Source organism: Kitasatospora sp. NPDC008050, assembly GCF_042957465.1.
Classification (GTDB): domain Bacteria; phylum Actinomycetota; class Actinomycetes; order Streptomycetales; family Streptomycetaceae; genus Kitasatospora.
The window spans coordinates 374,050-392,244 of record NZ_JBIBIJ010000007.1 but is presented as its reverse complement, the minus strand read 5'-3'; the positions used below and the strand labels follow the sequence as shown (position 1 = coordinate 392,244).

At 72.7% G+C, this 18,195-nt stretch carries 17 protein-coding genes; 7 read left to right on the top strand and 10 right to left on the bottom strand.

From position 1 onward, the window contains the following. The first annotated feature begins 91 nt into the window (after positions 1–91). Positions 92–1,063, top strand: a complete 972-nt coding sequence (locus ACFZB9_RS17295; RefSeq protein WP_391447915.1) for an NAD-dependent epimerase/dehydratase family protein — start codon at positions 92–94, stop codon at positions 1,061–1,063. Between the two features lie 6 nt (positions 1,064–1,069). Here the strand turns inward: ACFZB9_RS17295 and ACFZB9_RS17290 are convergent, their stop codons facing one another. Continuing rightward, on the bottom strand, positions 1,070–2,482 hold the full coding sequence (locus tag ACFZB9_RS17290; RefSeq protein ID WP_391447913.1) for an FAD-binding oxidoreductase: 1,413 nt from the start codon (positions 2,480–2,482) through the stop codon (positions 1,070–1,072). Positions 2,483–2,576: 94 nt separating this feature from the next. Here ACFZB9_RS17290 and ACFZB9_RS17285 point away from each other — a divergent pair, with 94 nt between their 5' ends. Next, positions 2,577–2,990, top strand: a complete 414-nt coding sequence (locus ACFZB9_RS17285; protein WP_391447911.1) for a RidA family protein — start codon at positions 2,577–2,579, stop codon at positions 2,988–2,990. Between the two features lie 33 nt (positions 2,991–3,023). Here ACFZB9_RS17285 and ACFZB9_RS17280 read toward each other — a convergent pair whose 3' ends face one another. From ACFZB9_RS17280 to ACFZB9_RS17265, 4 genes are all read right to left on the bottom strand, one after another. Further along, positions 3,024–3,458, bottom strand: coding sequence for a lasso peptide biosynthesis B2 protein (locus tag ACFZB9_RS17280; RefSeq protein WP_391447909.1), 435 nt, complete (start codon positions 3,456–3,458; stop codon positions 3,024–3,026). After that, positions 3,455–3,712 (bottom strand): lasso peptide biosynthesis PqqD family chaperone, encoded by a 258-nt coding sequence (locus ACFZB9_RS17275; protein ID WP_391447908.1) that lies wholly within the window; start codon positions 3,710–3,712, stop codon positions 3,455–3,457. Before ACFZB9_RS17275 ends, ACFZB9_RS17280 begins: the two co-directional genes overlap by 4 nt. A 58-nt stretch (positions 3,713–3,770) precedes the next feature. Beyond that, positions 3,771–5,477: an asparagine synthase-related protein gene (locus tag ACFZB9_RS17270; protein WP_391447907.1), complete on the bottom strand. Its 1,707-nt coding sequence runs from the start codon at positions 5,475–5,477 to the stop codon at positions 3,771–3,773. 148 nt (positions 5,478–5,625) lie between these two features. Continuing rightward, positions 5,626–5,778 (bottom strand): keywimysin-related RiPP, encoded by a 153-nt coding sequence (locus ACFZB9_RS17265; protein ID WP_391447905.1) that lies wholly within the window; start codon positions 5,776–5,778, stop codon positions 5,626–5,628. Positions 5,779–6,314: 536 nt separating this feature from the next. Between ACFZB9_RS17265 and ACFZB9_RS17260 the strand changes: the two genes are divergently transcribed. After that, complete coding sequence (locus ACFZB9_RS17260) at positions 6,315–7,205, top strand: NAD(P)-dependent oxidoreductase (RefSeq protein ID WP_391447904.1); 891 nt, start codon at positions 6,315–6,317, stop codon at positions 7,203–7,205. A gap of 69 nt (positions 7,206–7,274) precedes the next feature. Here ACFZB9_RS17260 and ACFZB9_RS17255 read toward each other — a convergent pair whose 3' ends face one another. Beyond that, complete coding sequence (locus tag ACFZB9_RS17255; RefSeq protein WP_391447902.1) at positions 7,275–9,227, bottom strand: phosphocholine-specific phospholipase C; 1,953 nt, start codon at positions 9,225–9,227, stop codon at positions 7,275–7,277. A gap of 226 nt (positions 9,228–9,453) precedes the next feature. Between ACFZB9_RS17255 and ACFZB9_RS17250 the strand changes: the two genes are divergently transcribed. Continuing rightward, on the top strand, positions 9,454–10,062 hold the full coding sequence (locus tag ACFZB9_RS17250; RefSeq protein ID WP_391447900.1) for an O-methyltransferase: 609 nt from the start codon (positions 9,454–9,456) through the stop codon (positions 10,060–10,062). Positions 10,063–10,098: 36 nt separating this feature from the next. On the opposite strand, the gene ACFZB9_RS17245 is transcribed toward ACFZB9_RS17250, so the two are convergent. The 4 genes from ACFZB9_RS17245 to ACFZB9_RS17230 form a co-directional block, all read right to left on the bottom strand. Further along, a complete protein-coding gene (locus ACFZB9_RS17245) occupies positions 10,099–11,166 on the bottom strand; it encodes a S66 peptidase family protein (RefSeq protein WP_391447898.1) in 1,068 nt (355 codons plus the stop codon). Positions 11,167–11,176: 10 nt separating this feature from the next. Then, a complete protein-coding gene (locus tag ACFZB9_RS17240) occupies positions 11,177–11,833 on the bottom strand; it encodes a hypothetical protein (protein ID WP_391447897.1) in 657 nt (218 codons plus the stop codon). Positions 11,834–12,053: 220 nt separating this feature from the next. Next, positions 12,054–13,562: an MFS transporter gene (locus ACFZB9_RS17235; protein WP_391447895.1), complete on the bottom strand. Its 1,509-nt coding sequence runs from the start codon at positions 13,560–13,562 to the stop codon at positions 12,054–12,056. A 144-nt stretch (positions 13,563–13,706) separates the two neighbouring features. Further along, on the bottom strand, positions 13,707–14,384 hold the full coding sequence (locus tag ACFZB9_RS17230; RefSeq protein WP_391447894.1) for a TetR/AcrR family transcriptional regulator: 678 nt from the start codon (positions 14,382–14,384) through the stop codon (positions 13,707–13,709). Between the two features lie 254 nt (positions 14,385–14,638). Here ACFZB9_RS17230 and egtA point away from each other — a divergent pair, with 254 nt between their 5' ends. Genes egtA through egtC form a run of 3 tightly spaced genes read left to right on the top strand, consistent with a single transcriptional unit; the run spans position 14,639 to position 18,188 of the window. Next, positions 14,639–16,033 (top strand): ergothioneine biosynthesis glutamate--cysteine ligase EgtA, encoded by a 1,395-nt coding sequence (gene egtA, locus ACFZB9_RS17225; RefSeq protein ID WP_391447893.1) that lies wholly within the window; start codon positions 14,639–14,641, stop codon positions 16,031–16,033. Between the two features lie 59 nt (positions 16,034–16,092). Next, a complete protein-coding gene (egtB, locus tag ACFZB9_RS17220) occupies positions 16,093–17,424 on the top strand; it encodes an ergothioneine biosynthesis protein EgtB (protein ID WP_391448078.1) in 1,332 nt (443 codons plus the stop codon). Beyond that, entirely contained in the window at positions 17,424–18,188 is a 765-nt protein-coding gene (gene egtC, locus ACFZB9_RS17215; protein WP_391447891.1) for an ergothioneine biosynthesis protein EgtC, read from the top strand. Before egtB ends, egtC begins: the two co-directional genes overlap by 1 nt. Positions 18,189–18,195 lie beyond the last annotated feature (7 nt).

Sequence of the window (18,195 nt, the reverse complement as noted above, 5' to 3'; positions counted from 1 at the left end):
CCGCCGTCCGCCGGTGGGGTGGGGCCACGGGCGTCGATGCGGCATGATCGGGGACACCCGGCCCTGCCCTGACCAGATACCAGGAGTAGCCATGCGCAAGGTCCTGATCACCGGTGCGACCGGCACCGTCGGCCGGCCGCTGGCCCGCCTGCTGGTCGAGCGCGGCGACGAGGTGCGGGCGCTGGTGCGGGATCCGGCGCGGGCCGCGCGGCTGCTGCCCGAGGGCGTGACGGCGGTGGCCGGCGACCTCACGGAGGCGGCCTCGCTGCGGGCGGCCATCGCCGGGTGCGACACCGTCTTCCACACCGCCGGGCTGGCCGAGCAGTGGCTGCGCGACAAGAGCGAGTTCCACCGGGTCAATGTGGCCGGGACCGAGCAGCTGGTGGCGGCCGCGCTGGCCGAGGGCGTCGAGTGCTTCGTCCACACCAGCACCATGGACGTCTTCGAGCGGCCGCACGACCGGGCCTTCGACGAGTCGGTGCTCGCCACCGAGCCGCTGGGCACCGCCTACGAGCGCTCCAAGCAGGAGGCCGACCGGCTGGTGACCGCGGCGGTGGCCGAGCGCGGGCTGCCCGCCCGGATCACCCACCCGGCGGCGGTCTTCGGGCCCGGCCCGGCCCGACCGGCCGCGCTCAACCGGATGCTGGTCGACCTGGCCAGGGGCCGGGTGCCGATGCTGCCGCCGGGCGGCATGGCGGTGGTCTTCAACGAGGACCTGGCCCGCGGGCACCTGCTGGCCGCCGAGGCGCCGATCGGCTCGCGCTACCTGTTCAGCGACCGGTTCCTGGAGCTGCCGGCCATCGCCGAGCTGGTGAAGTCGGTGCACCCCTCGGCCCGGGTGCCGATGACGCTGGGCGCCCCGGTCGCCTGGGTCTACGCGGCGATGGGCGAGCTGACCGCGAAGGTCACCGGCACCGCGCCGCAGATCTCCTTCAGCGAGCTGCACTTCCTCACCTCGGAGGTCAACCCGGACGCGCGGCTGGCCCGGCAGGCGCTGGGCTGGCAGGTGACCGACCTGGCAGCCGCCGTTGAGCTGACGCTGCGTCACTACCGGGCGCTCTGAGGAGGTTCAGGGGAGCAGCTTGCCCGGGTTCATGATCCCCTGCGGGTCGAGCGCCGTCTTCACCGTGCGCAGCAGGGCGAGTTCCAGTGGCGAGCGGGCGGCGGCCAGCGCCTCGCGCTTGAGTACGCCGATGCCGTGCTCGGCGCTGACGCTGCCGTGGAACTCGCCGACCAGGCGGTGGACGATAGCCGAACTCCCGTCCCCGGCGAGAACGTTGAAGTGCACATTGCCGTCGCCGACATGCCCGAAGGCGTTCACCACCGCTCCCGGGCAGGCCGCTGCCACCGCCTGCTCGGCGGCCTCGATGAACGCGCCGATGGCACCCAGCGGCACGCTCACATCGTGCTTGACCGCGCCGCCCGCCCGCTTCTCCGCCTCCGGCAGTGCCTCGCGCAGCGCCCAGAGCGCCCGGGCCTGGGCCGGGTCCAGGGCCGGGACGGCATCCGTGGCCAGGCCGCGCTCGATCGCCTCGGCCGGCAGCGCCTCCAGGGCGGCGGCCAGCGCGGCGCCGTCCCGGGTGGCGGTGGCCTCGACCAGGACGTACTGCGGGTGCGGTCGGTCGAACGGGTCCTTGGTGCCGGGCAGTTCGGCGAGCACCAGGCCAAGTCCGGTGCGGCTGAACAGCTCCAGCGCGCTGAGCCGCTCCTCCAGCAACTCGCGGGCGAGGGCGAGCAGTCCGGGCAGCACGTCGAGTCCGGGCAGCGCGAGCAGGGCCACCGCGCGGTGCCGGGGCCGGGGGAACAGGCGCAGGGTGGCGGCGGTGACCACGCCGAGGGTGCCCTCGGAGCCGATCAGCAGCTGCTTGAGGTCGTAGCCGGTGTTGTCCTTGCGCAGGGTGCGCAGCCCGTGCCAGATCCGGCCGTCCGGCAGCACCGCCTCCAGGCCCAGCACCAGCTCCCGGGTCATGCCGTAGCGCAGCACGTTGCTGCCGCCCGCGTTGGTGGCCACCACCCCGCCGATCCGGCAGCTGCCCTCGGAGGCGAGGCGGAGCGGGAAGAGCAGCCCGGCCTCGGCGGCGGCCTGTTGCACGTCGGCCACCACACAGCCGGCCTCGGCGGTGAGTGCGAAGTCGGGCACGTCGACGCTGCGGATCCGGTTCAACTCGCGCACGCTCAGCACCACCTGGGTGCCCTCACCGAGCGGGATCGCGCCGCCGACCAGACCGGTGCCGCCGGCGAACGGCACCACCGGCACCCGGTGGCGGGCGCAGACCGAGACGGCCGTGGCCACCTCGGCCGTACTGCGCGGACGCAGCACGGCGGCGGGGTGGGCCGGCAGCAGGCCGCGCTCGTCGCGCACGAAGCCGGCCGCCGCGTCGTCCGGCGCGAGCACCCGGTCGGGGCCGAGCGCGCGGCGCAGTTCGGCGAGCGCGAGGGCGAGCGCGGCGGGGGCAGGGTCGGGGGTGGCGGGAGGCGTCACGGGGCAACGGTAGCCGGGCCCTGCCCTCCCGCACCCGATTCCGCTAGCGTGGCCGGGCTTGATCAAGTTCTCACGCCATGAAAGCGGGTTCCGCATGTCCGACAACGTCCATGTGCTCGCGCCCGCCGGGGTCGCGCCCGGCAACGGCTACAGCCAGGTCGCCTGGGGGACCGGCCGGCTGGTCGCCGTCTCCGGGCAGATCGCCCTGGACGAGCACGGCGAGCTGGTCGGCGTCGGCGACCCGGCCGCCCAGGCCGCGCAGGTCTTCGAGAACATCCGCCGCTGCCTGGCCGAGGCCGGGGCCGGCTTCGACGACGTGATCAAGCTGACCTTCTTCCTCACCGACCTCGCCCACCTGCCCGCGATCCGCGCGGCGAGGGACGCCGTGTTCGACGCCGAGCGGCTGCCGGCCTGCAGCGCGATGGTGGTGACGGCGCTGGTCCGGCCCGAGTTCCTGTTCGAGGTCGAGGCGCTGGCCGTCGTGCCCGCGACGGCCGGTCAGGGCTGAGGCGGCCGGCCGCGGTGTCGCGGCGGCCGGCCCTCAGGCCTGGTCGGCGGGTGCGGGGACGGTGAAGAGGCTGCGGAAGTACGCCGGGTCCACGCCCTCGTCCACCATCCGCCCCTCGGCCTCCACCCAGGCGTGCGCGCCGAACGGCGGCCGCGCCCGGACCCCCACCACCCAGGTGGGCCAGGTGCCGCGGGCCCGGCAGATCAGGATCGTCGCCAGTGAGCGCGGCAGGCAGCCCTCGAAGGCCGCGCAGCGCAGGCTGACCGCGACGACGGCGTTGCGCGCCGCCTCGGCCTCGGCGTAGGTGGCAGGGCGGGCGCCCTTGCTCAGCCGGGTCAGCAGCGCGCGGATCTTGGCGGGCGGCTTGCGGGCCAGCAGCCGGGCGAGCCCCACAGCCGTTCTGGCGCCGAGTTTCTGACTGACCGTCAGAGCCTTACCGGTCCGCGCGGGCACCACCGCATTGCTCACGCCGCCACCACCTTGACCGCCACCAGCTTGGCCACCAGCTGCTCGACGTCCTGCCTGGCCCGGTCGAGTTGCACGTCGAAGGAGGCCGTCAGCCGCTCGGCGGCCTGCTCGACGGTCCCGCCGTCGAGCAGCGCCTGGAACGCCGCGGCCGCGGTGCCGTTGAGCTGGAAGTAGCGGCCGTCCCGGCCGTCCAGCAGCACGATCCCGTACTCGGTGTCGGCGGTGGACACCTCCGGATGAAGCTTGAAGGTCATGCTGCTCTCTCTCCTCGTGGTCGAGCGCGTTCCGGCGGGCCGTCGGGGGTCCGGCAGCTCAGGCGAGCCGGTCCCTGGCCCAGAGCTCGGTGCTCAGGGCGACGGGCATCCGCCCTTCATGCGAGGCGGCCGCGTACGGGCGACGGGACAGCTCGCGCAGCGGGGCCGGGTCGATCAGCCCCAACTCGGCCAGCCGGGAGGTCTGCCAGAGCTGGTCGAGTTCGAGCCGGTGCCGGACGAACCCCTCGGCGGCGAGCATCGAGCCGTCCGCCTTGGTCCGCCGCTCCAGCAGCCGCTGGGGCAGCACGCCGGCCATGGCGCTCTTGATCAGCGGCTTGAACTCCCAAGGCGTCACCCGCTCTTCGGGACGGACCGCGAGGCAGGCCGCGATCACCCGGTCGTCCAGGAACGGCGAGGAGGCGCTGTAGCCCGAGGCGGCCACCACCTGGTGCAGGGAACGGACGAGCTGACCGGCCTCCCGGATCGCCGCCAGGTCGCCGTGGCGACCACGCCTGGGGTCCAGCGGCTGGGCGCGCTCGGCGGCCGCACGCAGTTCGGCGACCACCAGCTCCGTCGCCTCGGCGGTCAGCCAGTGCGGGATGGCCAGCCCGCCGGCCCAGTCGAAGACCCGGTTGCGACGCCGGACCTGACCGGAGGTCAGTGTGCGGACCTCTGCGGCGAACCAGGACCGGTAGGAGGAGCCGTCCAGCAGAGTGCGCAGCGAGGATCCGAGGTCCATCCGGCTCAACAGGCGGATGGTCCGCAGCCGTTGGACGGCCATCACCGGATTGCGCCGCAGCATGTCGTGGTAGTAGGCGTAGTGGCCGGTCAGCATCTGGTCGCCGCCCAGCCCGTCCAGGTGCAGGGTGGAGCCGTGGCCGACGGCCAGCTCCCGCATGGCGCGCAGCCGGGGCATGCTCAGCAGGGCGAGGCTGGGTTCGTCGGTGACCGCCGGGAGGCCGGTCAGGCTCTCGAAGAAGCCCGGCACCTCCTGGCGCGCGAAGATGACGTGTTTGAGCTGGGGCATGTCGGCGGCGGCGATCTTGGCCCAGTGGACGTCGTCGTCCGCCTGGTCGTCGCTGGCCATGGTGAAGCCGACGACCGGCACATCCTGGTGCGCGGCCAGGGCGACCAGTGAGGTGGAGTCCAGGCCGCCGGAGAAGTCGCCGGTCAGCTGTGTGGTCAGGGCGGACCGCGCGGCGACAGCGGCTGCCAGCTCGGCGCGCAGCGCTACCGCGGCCTCGGCGACGGAGAGTTCGCCCTGGGGCGGCTCCCACCAGCGGTGTACGGTGCCGCCCCGTCCGTCCGCCGGCACGGCCAGGTAGCTGCCGGGCGGCACGGTCTCGACTCCCTGCCAGAGGGAGCGTTCGGGCAGCGGGTGCGGCAGGCTCTCCAGCAGGCGCACCGCGAGAACACCCAAGTCCGGCTTGGGTCCGATCAGTTGAGCCAGCAGGTCGGCGCGGTCGGCGGCGATCGTCAGCCCGTCCAGGCTGCCGTGGCTGATCCGGCGCAGGCCCGAGGCGGTGCCCTGGATCCGCAGCCGTCCCTTGATCGAGGCGATCAGGTGGTAGCTGCCCGACCAGCGCAGCGACACCGCGTCCAGCTGGGCCGGATCGGTGATCCGCGCGGCCTGGGCGGCCAGTTCGGCCTGAGTGGCGGAACAGACCCCCACGACGGCGAGGACGGTCTCCCCCGCCTGCGCCACCAGGAGCTGTCCCGCGGCGATCCGGCCGACCAGGCAGGGCCGGCCGGATCGGTGCGACATGAGTGGCGTGGCATCCGGAGGAATCCGGTCGGCGGCGGCGACTGCCCTCTGCTGGTCCGGAAGGACCACGAAGTACTGCTCACCAAAATCCACCGACCCAGCCTCCCCCTTAACGGACTACCACGCCGAACTCATACCTGTCGCGGATTTACCACCAGCTGGACGGGATCGACGGCAGCCACGGCTCGCCGCCGACGGTGCCGATGTAGCCGGTGTCCTCGCGGAAAGACCCGACCTCGAAGACCTCGGGGGTCTCGTAAGCCTGGAGCTCCAGGGTCTCCACGGACTTGTTGTTGTCCATGACAGTTCCTCCCTCGTTATGTGAAACACGTCCGGGCAGGACAGAACACTCGGAGAGTGTTCCTTGTTTTACGGGGGGTCAGCGTTGCGACGACCGAGGTCAGGGGCGGAACAAGGCGACATCGACTGAACGCGCCTGGCGATACTCACCCGAAGACCGGAGCCGACGACAATCTGATGTCCAGTCAGCTCGTGCGAAATGCTTGAATGACCATGAATTCACCCCCGTGACGGTCTCCCTGACGCAGGTCCCGACACTACCCACGCGATCATCGGCAGGCAACCCTCGACTTTGCGGGCGAACCGGACGAAGCACGAGCAAGAACCACGGATCGGGCGCTCGCCATTTCTTCACCGTGCACACACCTGGTGCCTTTCATACAAAAAGAGTTGACCGATCATCGCTTCCCGGTGCACCTGTTCCCGGCCGCCGCTCATCGGCGCGCGCGGCACCGCCGCCGGACAGGGGCGCGGAGTATCTAGGATGCGAGACAATCCGTAACCGGGGAGTCACCATCGAGGCAAGGAGGCATATCAATGAATGCCGGACTGGATGTCGGTTTCATCGGACTGGGTTCCATGGGACGGGAGATGGCCGCCCAGTTGGTCAAGGCCGGCCATCGGGTGCGGGTCTGGAACCGCTCCCCCGCGCCGGTGGCCGCACTGGTCGAGCTGGGCGCCGCGGCGGCGGCGACACCGGCCGAGGCAATGGATGCCGAGGTGGTGGTCTCGATGCTCGCGGACGACGCGGCGGTGACCGATCTGCTGCTCGACGAGCGACTGCTGGCGGCGGCGAGCGCGACCGTGCACGTCAACATGGCAACCGTGTCACCGGAGTTGGCCCGCCGCGCCGCCGAGCTGCACCAGCGGCACGGGATCGGCTACCTCGCGGCGCCGGTGCTGGGCCGCACCGACGTGGCCGCCGCCGGGAACCTCAACATCCTCGCGGCGGGCGAGAGTTCGCTGATCGACCAGGTGGCGCCGCTGTTCGAGGCGATGGGCCGTAAGACCTACCGACTCGGTGAGCGACCGGAGTTGGCGAACATCGCGAAGATCAGCGCCAACTTCCTGCTGGTCTCCGCCATCGAGGCCCTGTCGGAGGCAACGGCGCTGGCCGAGGCCAACGGCCTGGCGGCGGACCAGTTGGTGGAACTGCTCGCCGGCACGCTCTTCCCCGGCCCGGTCTACGCCGGCTACGGCTCGATGATCGCCGAACGGCGGTACGACCCGGCGGCTTTCCGACTCGTGCTGGGCCTCAAGGACGTGGGCCTGGCCCTCGACGCGGGCGCCGCCGCCCACGTTCCGCTGCCGATCGCGGGCGTGCTGCGCGAGGCCCTGCAGGAGAGCATCGCCCACGGCGACGGCGAGCGCGACCTGGCCGCCCTCGGCGAGACGGCACGGCGTCGGGGTGGCGTGGGGCAGGGCTGAGGCCCCGCCGGGCAAGCCAAAAGTCCGTGCACCTCTGCCGTCGATCCCGTCGGCAGAGGTGCCGTGGCGTCAGGGCTGCAGGCGGCCCGCGAAGCGGCGGGCGAAGGCGTCGCCGGTGTCGGCTGTGACCGTGCAGTCGTAGCGGCCGGCAGGGGTGGGGGCGAGGCGGGACCGGACACTGCCGCCGGGCGCCACCGTGAGCGTGGACGGGGTTGAACCGCTGGCGCCGAAGGCCGAGTTGGCGCCGATGGTGAAGACCACGGGCTTGCCACCCTGGTTGCTCAGGGTGAGGTGCACGCCGTCGGGCGCCTCCACCGAGGCCACCTCGGGGTGGCCCTTCGCCGGGTCCGTCCAGGTGCGCACGTCGCCCTGGTAGCCGCGCAGGAAGCCGTCGGGGCCGTGCGCGTCGATGTCGTAGGGACCGCCGCTGACGCCGAGTGCGCTGAAGAAGTCGCTGACCGTGCCGCCGACCGGCAGGGTGTAGCGCCAGGCGCCGAACTGGCGGAAGTTCACGGTGTACATCGAGATGCCCGCGCCCAGCGCGCCCAGGTTGTCCAGGGTGATCCAGAGCTGTCCGGTGCCGGTGTCGGTGCGCGAGGAGGAGCCGAAGCGGTAGCCGGTCGGCAGCGCGGGCCGGTCGCCGGGCTCGACCTGGGGGGCGTGCTGGATGATCGGCGGGAAGAGCGGCGGAAGTACCTTCTTGTCCTGCTCCGCCAGGTCGGCCAGCAGTTGCTTGGTGTCGGGCAGCGCGGGGAAGGTGCGGTTGCTGGTGCTGAAGTCGAAGGCCGACATCAGGTCGCCGCAGACGGTGCGGCGCCAGGCGGAGATGTTGGTCTCCTTCACGCCGGTCCAGTTCTCCAGGAAGCGCAGCACCGAAGTGTGGTCGAACACCTCGGAGTTGACCCTTCCGCCGCGGCTCCACGGCGAGATGACGATCATCGGCACCCGCGGGCCGAGGCCGATCGGCACGCCGCCGATGAACTCGTCGGGGGTGCCGTCGGGTGCCACCGGTGGCACGACGTGGTCGAAGAAGCCGTCGTTCTCGTCGTAGTTGAGCAGCACCACGGTCTTCGCCCAGACCTCCGGGTGGGCGGCCAGCGCCTGGAGCACGTACGCGGAGGTGAAGTCCGCGCCTTGGGCGGGCGGGTAGTTGGGGTGCTCGGACTGCGCGGTGGGGGCGACCACCCAGCTGACCGCCGGCAGGGTGCCCGCCGCCACGTCGTTCGCGAAGTCGTCGGCGCCGGCCCGGGCCATGCCGCGCTGGTGGAGCGGGGAGTCCTGCGGGGCGGTCTGGAAGCTCTTGAACCAGGCCAAGGCGTTGTCGTCGAAATTGTCCTGCTGCTGGTAGACCTTCCAGGAGATGCCCGCGGCCTGCAGCCGCTCCGGGTAAGTGGTCCAGGTGAAGCCGGACTTGCTGTTGTCGGTGGCCGGGCCGCCGGCGCTGCCGTTCGGGTCGATCGTCCCGGACCACAGGTAGAGCCGGTTCGGGTCGGTGGAGGTCATCGCGGAGCAGAAGTACTGGTCGCAGACGGTGAAGTTGTCCGCGAGCGCGTACTGGAAGGGGATGTCCTGGCGGGTGTAGTAGCCCATGGTGTACCAGGTCTTGGCCGGGACCCAGTTGCTCCACTGCCCGTTGGCCCAGGCGCTGTGGGTACCGCCCCAGGAGTGGTCGAGGTCGAAGATCCGCTGGGCGTCGCTGGTGGAGGTGTCCAGGTGCCAGGGCAGCAGGTCGGTGCCGCCGGCGGTGCCGAGCAGCTTCTGGCGCAGCACGTCCGAGCCGCCGGGGAACCGGACTCTGGAGGTGTCGCCGTAGCCGCGCACGCCGTTCAGGGTGCCGAAGTAGTGGTCGAAGGACCGGTTCTCCTGCATCAGCACCACGACGTGCTCGACGTCGTCCATGGTGCCGGGCGCGACCGGCGTGGCCAGCGCCTGCTGGACGGTCCCGGGCAGCGCGCCCAGGCCGAAGGCGGCACCGGAGGCGGCGGCCGAACCGAGCAGGGCGCGGCGGGAGAGCGGGGACACGGGTCCTCCTGAAGGCGGGGGCGCGGCGGGCTGCTTCGCGGCGGGCTACTTGCGGGTAGGGGGATGATTCCAGCGGAGGATGAACGGCGGAAGACCCGGGGACAGCGAAAAAGGTGTCCATACATGTCCGGCCCGCATTGCGCGCACTTGCCACACAAACGGCAGCTGATCAATCATCAGTTCCCAAACTGTCGGCTCCACTTCGGCCCCCGGGAGAAGCGCGCTCATGTCCCTGAACGGCACCGCCCTGCACGACGCCCCGAGCTCCGCCATCGAGCTGCCGCCGCTGGTCCGCCACGCCCTGGCGGCGGCCCGGGCGCACGGCTTCGAGAACTCCTGCCGCCCCGAACAGGGCCTGTTGATCAGCGCGTTGGCGCACGGTGCGGCCACGCTGATCGGCGAGAGCGGCACCGGGTGCGGCGTGGGCCTGGCCTGGCTGGCGAGCGGGGCCAAGCCAGGGGTGCGGCTGGTCAGCGTCGAACGGGATCCGGCCCGGGCCGCCGTCGCGGCCGAGGTCTTCGCCGACCAGCCGCAGGTGGAGGTGGTCACCGGCGACTGGAGCGAGCTCTACCGGCGCGGGCCGTTCGACCTGCTGGTGCTGGACGGCGGCGGCCAGGGCAAGGGCGCCGAGGCCCCGGCCGACCCGGCCCGGCTGCTGGCCCCGGGCGGCACGGTGACGGTGGACGACTTCACGCCCTGCGCCGATTGGCCCCCGCTGCACGAGGGCCGGCCGGACACCGCGCGCCTGCACTGGCTGGAGCACCCGGCACTGCGGGCCACCGAGGTGCGCCTGGCCGCGGACCTGAGCACCGTGGTCGGCACGCTGCGCGGCTGATCAGCGGAGCAGCAGCGCCCGCGGTTCCGGAACGGCTCAGTACCAGACGGTGATCCGCCGGGCCGGGCCGTCCACCCGGATCCGGCCGCCGCAGGGCAGGATCAGCTGCGGGTCGGTGTGCCCGAAGTCGACGTCGAAGACCGCCATCGTCTGCGGCGCGTACTCGGCCAGCGCGCGCAGCACCGCCGCCCGCTGGTCCTTGCGGTACTCGACCTTGGCGGCCGGCTCCAGGCGCTGGTCGAAGCTCCAGCTCTTGGCCCGGGCCATCAGCAGCGCGGGGAACTGGCGCAGCAGCCCGCGCTCGCCCAGGTTGCGCAGGATCCGGTAGACCTCCTCCGCCCGCGGCAGCTCCTCGGAGGTCTCCAGGTAGAGCACCTGGCCGGCGTACTGCTCCGCCGGGCCGATCTCCCGGTCGGCCATCGCCATCCAGGAGAGGATCTCCAGGTTGCCGCCCCAGCCCAGGCCCTCGACCACCCGGTCCGCGTTGTGCCAGCTCCAGCCCTCGCCCGCCTCCATCACCGGCTCGCCCGCCAGCAGCTCGGGCTCGGTCCAGGGCAGCTCCACGTCGCCGACCTCGGCGCTGGGCCGCAGCTCGTACTCACCGGAGCCGAGCAGCGCCGCGCGCAGCGACTCGGCGGTGGCCGGGTTGACCGCGCCGCCACGGCCCAGCTGCACCATCACCGAGCAGCCGTGATAGCTGACGATGCCCAGGTTGCGCAGGAAGAGCAGCAGGTTGGTGTTGTCGCTGTAGCCGAAGAACGGCTTGGGGTTGGCCCGGATCAGCTCCCGGTCCAGGTGCGGCAGCACGGTGATCTGGTCCTCGCCCCCGATGGTGGCGATCACCGCCTTGATGCCCGGGTCGGCGAAGGCCGCGTGCAGATCGGCCGCGCGCTCCTCGGCGGTGGCGCCGAGCTTGCGGGTGCCCGGGTACTCCACGGGTTCGAGGCCGAACTCCTCGCGCAGCCGGCGCAGCCCCAGCTCGTAGGGGTGCGGGAAGAGCCCGGGCAGCGCGGCGGAGGGCGAGAGGATCGCGACGCGGTCGCCGAGCCGGGGCTTGGCCGGGTATACGGGTACAGGTGCGGGTACGGGTGCGGGTGCCGTCATGGCGCCGATCCTATGAACGCCCGGTGTCCTGCGCCCAACGCATTTCCACTGCCGGACGGTCTCGGTCCAGCGCCGCCAGCTCCGCCGCGCGGCGCAGGTCCTTGGGCCGGCCGATCGCCCGCCGCATCGCGATCAGGTCCGCCCGGGTGAGGTAGCGGATCACCGTGCCGTCCGGGCCCGGTGCGGTCAGCGCGCGGGCGGCGAAGGCCGAGACGTCCAGCTCGCCCCAGGGCAGCGCCGGGGTGCAGCAGTCGCCGCTCGCGTTCACGGTGGCGAAGTCGATCTTCGGCAGCCGGAAGGCGGCCGCCGTGCAAGGCAGTTCGGCGCCGTCGTCGTCGGTCAGCCGCGCCCCGACGGCGGCGAAGGCAGCGGCCATCGCCGCGGCCCGCTCGGGCGCGCCGTCCCAGAGCAGGTCCAGGTCGCCGGTCAGCTCCTGCGAGCCGTGCAGGATGCCGGCCACCTGCCCGATCACCACGACCTCGGCGCCCCGGCAGTCGAGTTCGGCCAGCAGCGGCAGCGGGTCGAAGCCGATCGCGTCGTCGGTGGCGACGGTGCCCTGCTGGTCGTCGGCGTCGTCATGGGTCAGCCCGGTGGCGGCCCGGCCGTCCACCAGCGCGGCGGTCCTGGCCACGGCCAGTCGCAGCCGCTCCACGGGGGTCGTGGTCATCAGGTTCTCCTCTGTCCGCGGTGCCGACGCAGGAGTCGATCACGAGGCGGCCGCCAGCGTCCACCGGGTTTCCGGGCCCACCCGGACACCCGACCCCCAGAACGAACGACCAGCAGAACGAACGACCACCGGAACGAACGACGGCGGGCCGGACCCCCGAGGGGATCCGGCCCGCCGTCACTGCCTACGACGCCGCGTCAGCGCTCCTGCCGCGCAGGCGTCAGTGCGCCATCACCGGGATGTCGACGACCTCGCCGTCGGCGTCGGCGGTCACCAGGTTCGCCTTGCCGCCGCCGTTGAGCAGCGCCGTGGCGATCACCGCGGCCGCCACCAGGATGCCGAAGGAGAACCAGATCGCGGTGGCGAAGCCGTGCACCGCGGTCTGCGCGTGCACCAGCATCTGCAGCTGGAGCGGCGACTTGGGGTCGATCGGGTGCGACGTGGCGAAGGCCTTGGAGGCGCTGGTGGCCACCGTGCTCAGCGCCGCGGTGCCGATCGCGCCGCCGACCTGCTGCGAGGTGTTGACCATCGCGGAGGCGACACCGGCGTCCTGCGGCCGGACCCGGAAGGTGGCCAGGCTCATCGCCGGCATGAACGCGGTGCCCATGCCCAGGCCCATCAGGACCAGACCGGGCAGGATCAGCCAGTACGAGGAGTCCACCTTGATCTGGGTCAGGATCAGCATGCCCATCGAGGCGACCAGGAAGCCGGGGCCCATCAGCGCCCGGGCCGGCAGCCGGTTCATCAGCCGGGCGCCGATCTGGGTGGAGCCGGTGATCATGCCGGCCACCATCGGCAGGAAGGCGACGCCGGTCATGACCGGGGAGTAGCCCAGCACGGTCTGCATGTAGTAGGTCAGGAAGAGGAAGAGCCCGAACATCCCGATCACGGCCAGGCCGAGCGCGAGGTAGGCACCGCCGCGGTTGCGGTCGAGCACCACGCGCAGCGGCAGCAGCGGCGCGCTGACCTTGCTCTCGACGAGGACGAACGCGGTGAGCAGCACGACGGCGGCGGCGAACAGGGCCAGCGTCACGTGCGAGGTCCAGCCGTCCTCCGAGGCCTTGGTGAAGCCGTAGACCAGGGAAACCAGGCCGGTGGAGACGAGCAGCACGCCGGGGATGTCGAGGCGGTTGCGGTTACGGGTGCCGGCCGGCTCCCGGATCACCAGGACGGCGCCGGTCACCGCGATGATCGCGAACGGCACGTTGATGAAGAAGGTCCAGCGCCAGTTCAGGTACTCGGTGAGCACGCCGCCCAGGATCAGGCCGATCGCGCCGCCACCGCCGGCCACCGCGCCGAAGATACCGAAGGCCTTGGCCCGCTCCTTCGCCTCGGTGAACGTCACGGTCAGCAGCGAGAGGGCGGCGGGGGCGAGCAGCGCGCCGAAGAGGCCCTGCAGGGCACGGGCGCCCATCAGCATCCCGGTGCTCTGCGCGGCGCCACCGAGCGCCGAGGCCAGGGCGAAGCCGATCAGACCGGTTATGAAGGTGCGGCGGCGACCCCACAGGTCGGCGATCCGGCCGCCGAAGAGCAGCAGGCCACCGAAGGCCAGCGCGTAGGCGGTGATCACCCACTGGCGGTTGGTGTCGGAGAAGCCGAGGCTGCGCTGGGCCGAGGGCAGGGCGATGTTCACGATGGTGGCGTCCAGCACCACCATGAGCTGAGCCAGGGCGATGAAGCCCAGTGCCTTCCAGCGCCTGGGGTCGGCCTGCGGGACGGTTTGAGACATGGTTGTACACACCTAACGGCAGGAGTAGCTGACGGCGGGGCACGAGGTGCCGCGTCCGCGGGAAGCTGGGGTGTTCAGCCGGCTTGAGCGTTCAGCGGGCTTGGGTGTTCAGCGGTTCAGCAGGTCAGTGGTCGAGCAGGGCGGTCACGCGCGCCGCAGGTCCTCCATGGTGGCGGGGCGCCCGGGCAGGATGGACGGCGCCGGGGCGCGCATCCCGTCCAGGAAGAGCTGGAGGTGCCGATGGACGAACATCTCGTCCTCCAGGCACTCCTTGCCCGGCAGCGGACGGGTCAGCCGGGCCAGCGCGACGAACAGGTCGCCGGGACCGACGTCGGGCCGCAGCCGGCCGGCCCGCCGGGCCCGGTCGAGCAGCTGCTCGACCACGCGTTCCAGCTCGGCCCGGGTGGCGAGCAGCTCCTCGTCCTCGTGGAGCTTCAGGTGGTCGGACAGGAGCGAGCAGAGCGCGCCGATCCGTTCGCCGGCAGCCGCGTGCACGTAGCGGCTGATCGCCTCGAAGGGGTCGCCTTCGTCGGCCAGCGCCTGCTCGGCGTGCTCCAGTACGCCCCTCAGTACGGAGAGCACGACCTGGTGGATCAGGGTCACCCGGTCCGGGAAGTTACGGTAGAGGGTCGCGTTGCCGACCGCGGCGCGCTTGGCGATCTCGTCCAGCGGGACCAGTGCGCCCTCGTCGGCGAAGAGCTCGCGGGCCGCGGCCAGGATCCGCTCGCGGTTGCGGGTGGCGTCCGCCCGGAGCCGGGGCGCGGCGGCACGGGCACACGGCGACGTGTCGGGGGTGCATGTCCCCGCCTGCAGGGTGTCCATGGCTGCGCTCCTTTCCGGGGAGTCCGTCCCCACTTCCATCGACTGTACGGCAAACGGGGAGAACCTCCCCGGATATTTCCGCCCGGGCGGCTGTTCCGTGAGATGTGAGACAGCTCACCTCACCCGGTTGCCCGACCTGACCAGCGGGAATCCATGGGTTACGGCCCGAGCGCCGGGCAGTGCCGTATGGGCCGCCGCAGACTGGGCAAGAACACCAGGTTGTCGTGAGCCCGATGACGAGGACGGTGAACAACGTGAACCTCGCACGACCGTCGAGCCTCTCACTCGACACCGAACCGCAGGCGCCACCGACGGTGACACCGCTGACCGAATCGTCCGCCGAGGCGTACGTGGCCAGCACCTGCTTCAAGATCGGACCTCCCGGACGGGTCGGGGTCGAGCTGGAGTGGTTCGTCCATGACTCCTGTCGACCCCACACCGCCCCCGACCCCGCGCGGGTGCGCGCCGCTCTCGACGCGCTGCACCTGCCCCCCGACCACCCGTTCCTCCCCAACGGCTCCCGACTGACCCAGGAGCCCGGCGGCCAGGTCGAGCTCAGCTCCCCGGCCGCCGCCGACCTCGCCGGCTGCGTGGACACCACCCACCAGGACCTGACCGCCCTGCGCGCCGCCTTCGCCGCCCAGGGCCTGGACCTCGCCGGCTACGGCACCGAACCCCACCCCAAGGAACGCCGGGTGACCCTGCGTCAGCCGCGCTATCTGGCGATGGAGGAGTTCTTCGGCCGCACCGGCCCCTGGGGCAAGATCATGATGTGTGCCACCGCCTCCACCCAGGTCTGCCTGGACGCGGGCACCGACACCGGCGGCCCGGACGGCTTCCGCGCCCGCTGGCGACTGGCCCATCTGCTCGGCCCGGTCCTGGTCGCCGCCTTCGCCAACTCCCCGCTGCTGGACGGGCGGCCGACCGGCTACCGGTCCACCCGGCAGGCGGTCTGGGCCCGGATGGACCCCAGCCGCACACTGGCCCCCGGCGGCGTGCACGGCGCCGGCGCGGACGGCGATCCGCGCGCGGCCTGGGCCCGCTACGTGCTGGAGGCGGCGGTGCTGTGCGTGCGCCGGCCCGAGGGGCGGCCGTGGAACGCGCCGGTCGGGCTCACCTTCCGCGCCTGGCTGCGGCGGCCCGAGGCCGAACGCCCGAGCCTGGCCGATCTCGACTACCACCTGAGCACGCTCTTCCCGCCGGTGCGCCCGCGCGGCTATCTGGAGCTGCGGATGATCGACGCGCAGCCCGGCGACGGCTGGGTGGTCCCCGCCGCACTCACGGCCGCCCTGTTCGCCGACTCCCGGTCCGTGGACGCCGCGCTCGCCGCACTGGAGCCGCTGGCCGCCACCGTCACCGCCGCCGAACCGGGCCCGCGCGGACCGGCCTGGAGCCGGGCGGCCACCCGCGGCATGGACGATCCGGTGCTGCGCCAGGCCGCGCTCGGCTGCTTCGCCGCCGCCGACGCGGTACTCGCCGACCGGCCCGGCGAGGGCCGACTGCGGGCCACCGTGAGCGAGTTCGCCGACCGCTACACCGCCAGGGGACGCTGCCCGGCGGACGACCTGCTGGAGGCGGCCGCTGCGCCGCGCGCCGCGACGCACCGGCCCGAGGGCTCCCCGCAGTCCGAGGAGGACACACCGTGCTGAACGCCGAACCGGGCCCCGCGCGGAGCAACGCACCGGGCCGCACCGAGCTGACCACCGAACTGACCACCGAACTGACCGACGAGCAGCTGCGCGAGGCCATCGCCACCGAACTGCTGGCCGCCCGGGACCGCACCAGCGGTCTGACCGACTGCCTGGACGACGCCGAACTTGCCGCCCAGCACTCGCGGTTGATGTCGCCGCTGGTCTGGGACCTGGCCCACATCGGCAACCAGGAGGAACTCTGGCTGCTGCGCAACGTCGGCGGCCGCGAGCCGATGCACCCCGAGATCGACCCGCTCTACGACGCCTTCGAGCACCCGCGCGCCGAGCGCCCCACCCTGCCGCTGCTGCCGCCCGCCGAGGCCCGCGGCTACGCCCACGAGGTGCGCGGCCGGGTGCTCGACCTGCTGGCCGGCGTCGAACTGGCCGGCCCGCCGCTGCTCCAGGCGGGCTTCGCCTTCGGGCTGATCGCCCAGCACGAACAGCAGCACGACGAAACGATGCTGATCACCCACCAGCTGCGCAGCGGCGCCGCCGTGCTCTGCGCCCCGGCGCCCGAGCCCGCCCCCATCGGGCTGCTGCCGAGCGAAGTCATCATCCCGGCAGGCCCGTTCACCATGGGCACGGACACCGAGCCATGGGCGCTGGACAACGAACGCCCCGCGCACCAGGTGGACCTGCCGGGCTTCGCAATCGACACCACCCCGGTCAGCAACGCCGACTACCAGCGCTTCATCGAGGACGGCGGCTACCAGGAGCCGCGCTGGTGGAGCCCGCAGGGCTGGGCGCACCGGACGACCGCGAAGCTGACCGCGCCACTGTTCTGGAGTCGCACGGACGGCCAGTGGCTGCGCCGCCGGTTCGGCCACCTCGAACCGGTACCGGCCGCCGAACCGGTGCTGCACGTGACCTGGTACGAGGCGGACGCCTACGCGCGCTGGGCCGGGCGGCGGCTGCCCAGCGAGGCGGAGTGGGAGAAGGCGGCCCGGCACGACCCGGCCACCGGCCGCTCACGCCGCTTCCCCTGGGGCGATACACCGCCCGGGCCGCAGCACGCCAACCTCGGCCAGCGCCATCTGCAGCCGGCCCCGGTCGGCAGCTACCCGCAGGGCGCATCGCCCTACGGGGTACGGCAGTTGATCGGTGACGTGTGGGAGTGGACGGCCAGCGACTTCGCCCCCTACCCGGGCTTTCGGGCCTGGCCCTACCGGGAGTACTCGCAGGTCTTCTTCGCCGCCCCCGGCGAGCGGGCCGAGTACAAGGTGCTGCGCGGCGGCAGTTTCGCGGTCGCACCGGTGGCCTGCCGGGGCACCTTCCGCAACTGGGACTACCCGATCCGCCGGCAGATCTTCGCCGGCTTCCGGACCGCCCGGGATCTGGATGTCGCCTGATGTGCCGTCATCTCGCCTACCTGGGGGTCCCGGTGGCCGTGGCCGAGGTGCTCCTCGAACCGCCCTACGGGCTCTACCGGCAGTCCTGGGCGCCGCGACTGCAGCGCCACGGCACGGTGAACGCGGACGGCTTCGGTCTGGGCTGGTATGTCGAGGGCGACCCGCAACCGGCCCGCTACCGCCGGGCGGTGCCGATCTGGGCGGACGAGAACCTCACCGACCTGGCCCGGGCGATCCGCACCCCGGCCCTGCTGGCCGCCGTCCGCTCGGCCACGCCCGGCACCAGCGCGGACGAGAGCGCCGCCGCCCCCTACCGCAGTGACGGCTGGCTGTTCAGCCACAACGGCGCGCTCGGCGGCTGGCCGGGCGCGGCGGGCGCGCTGGCCGGGCTGCTGGAGCCGGGCGAGCTGCTGGAACTGGCGGCCCGCTGTGACTCCGCGCTGGTCTGGGCACTGCTGCGGCGGCGGCTGCTGGGCGGCCAGGAGGTGGGTGCGGCCCTGGCCGACACCGTCGCCGAGGTCGCCGCGCACACCGAGGCCCGGCTCAACCTGCTGGTCACCGACGGCCGGGTGATAGCCGCGACCACCTGGGGCGACACCCTCTTCCACCGCCTGGAGCTGGGGCGCAGCGTGCTGGTCGCCTCCGAGCCGGGCGACGACGGGCCCGGCTGGGTGCCGGTCCCCGACCGGTCCGTCCTGCTGGCCACCCCCGACGCCGTGACCATCCGTCCGCTGGCCGCCACCCCCACCTCCGCCACCTCCTGAACTGCCC

Coding starts and splice junctions, on each gene's coding strand:
- ACFZB9_RS17295 (WP_391447915.1), top strand. CDS start 92: ATGCGCAAGGTCCTGATCACCGGTGCGACCGGCACCGTCGGCCGGCCG.
- ACFZB9_RS17285 (WP_391447911.1), top strand. CDS start 2,577: ATGTCCGACAACGTCCATGTGCTCGCGCCCGCCGGGGTCGCGCCCGGC.
- ACFZB9_RS17275 (WP_391447908.1), bottom strand. CDS start 3,712: ATGACCTTCAAGCTTCATCCGGAGGTGTCCACCGCCGACACCGAGTAC.
- ACFZB9_RS17270 (WP_391447907.1), bottom strand. CDS start 5,477: ATGTCGCACCGATCCGGCCGGCCCTGCCTGGTCGGCCGGATCGCCGCG.
- ACFZB9_RS17265 (WP_391447905.1), bottom strand. CDS start 5,778: ATGGACAACAACAAGTCCGTGGAGACCCTGGAGCTCCAGGCTTACGAG.
- ACFZB9_RS17260 (WP_391447904.1), top strand. CDS start 6,315: ATGAATGCCGGACTGGATGTCGGTTTCATCGGACTGGGTTCCATGGGA.
- ACFZB9_RS17250 (WP_391447900.1), top strand. CDS start 9,454: ATGTCCCTGAACGGCACCGCCCTGCACGACGCCCCGAGCTCCGCCATC.
- ACFZB9_RS17245 (WP_391447898.1), bottom strand. CDS start 11,166: ATGACGGCACCCGCACCCGTACCCGCACCTGTACCCGTATACCCGGCC.
- ACFZB9_RS17240 (WP_391447897.1), bottom strand. CDS start 11,833: ATGACCACGACCCCCGTGGAGCGGCTGCGACTGGCCGTGGCCAGGACC.
- ACFZB9_RS17235 (WP_391447895.1), bottom strand. CDS start 13,562: ATGTCTCAAACCGTCCCGCAGGCCGACCCCAGGCGCTGGAAGGCACTG.
- ACFZB9_RS17230 (WP_391447894.1), bottom strand. CDS start 14,384: ATGGACACCCTGCAGGCGGGGACATGCACCCCCGACACGTCGCCGTGT.
- egtC (WP_391447891.1), top strand. CDS start 17,424: ATGTGCCGTCATCTCGCCTACCTGGGGGTCCCGGTGGCCGTGGCCGAG.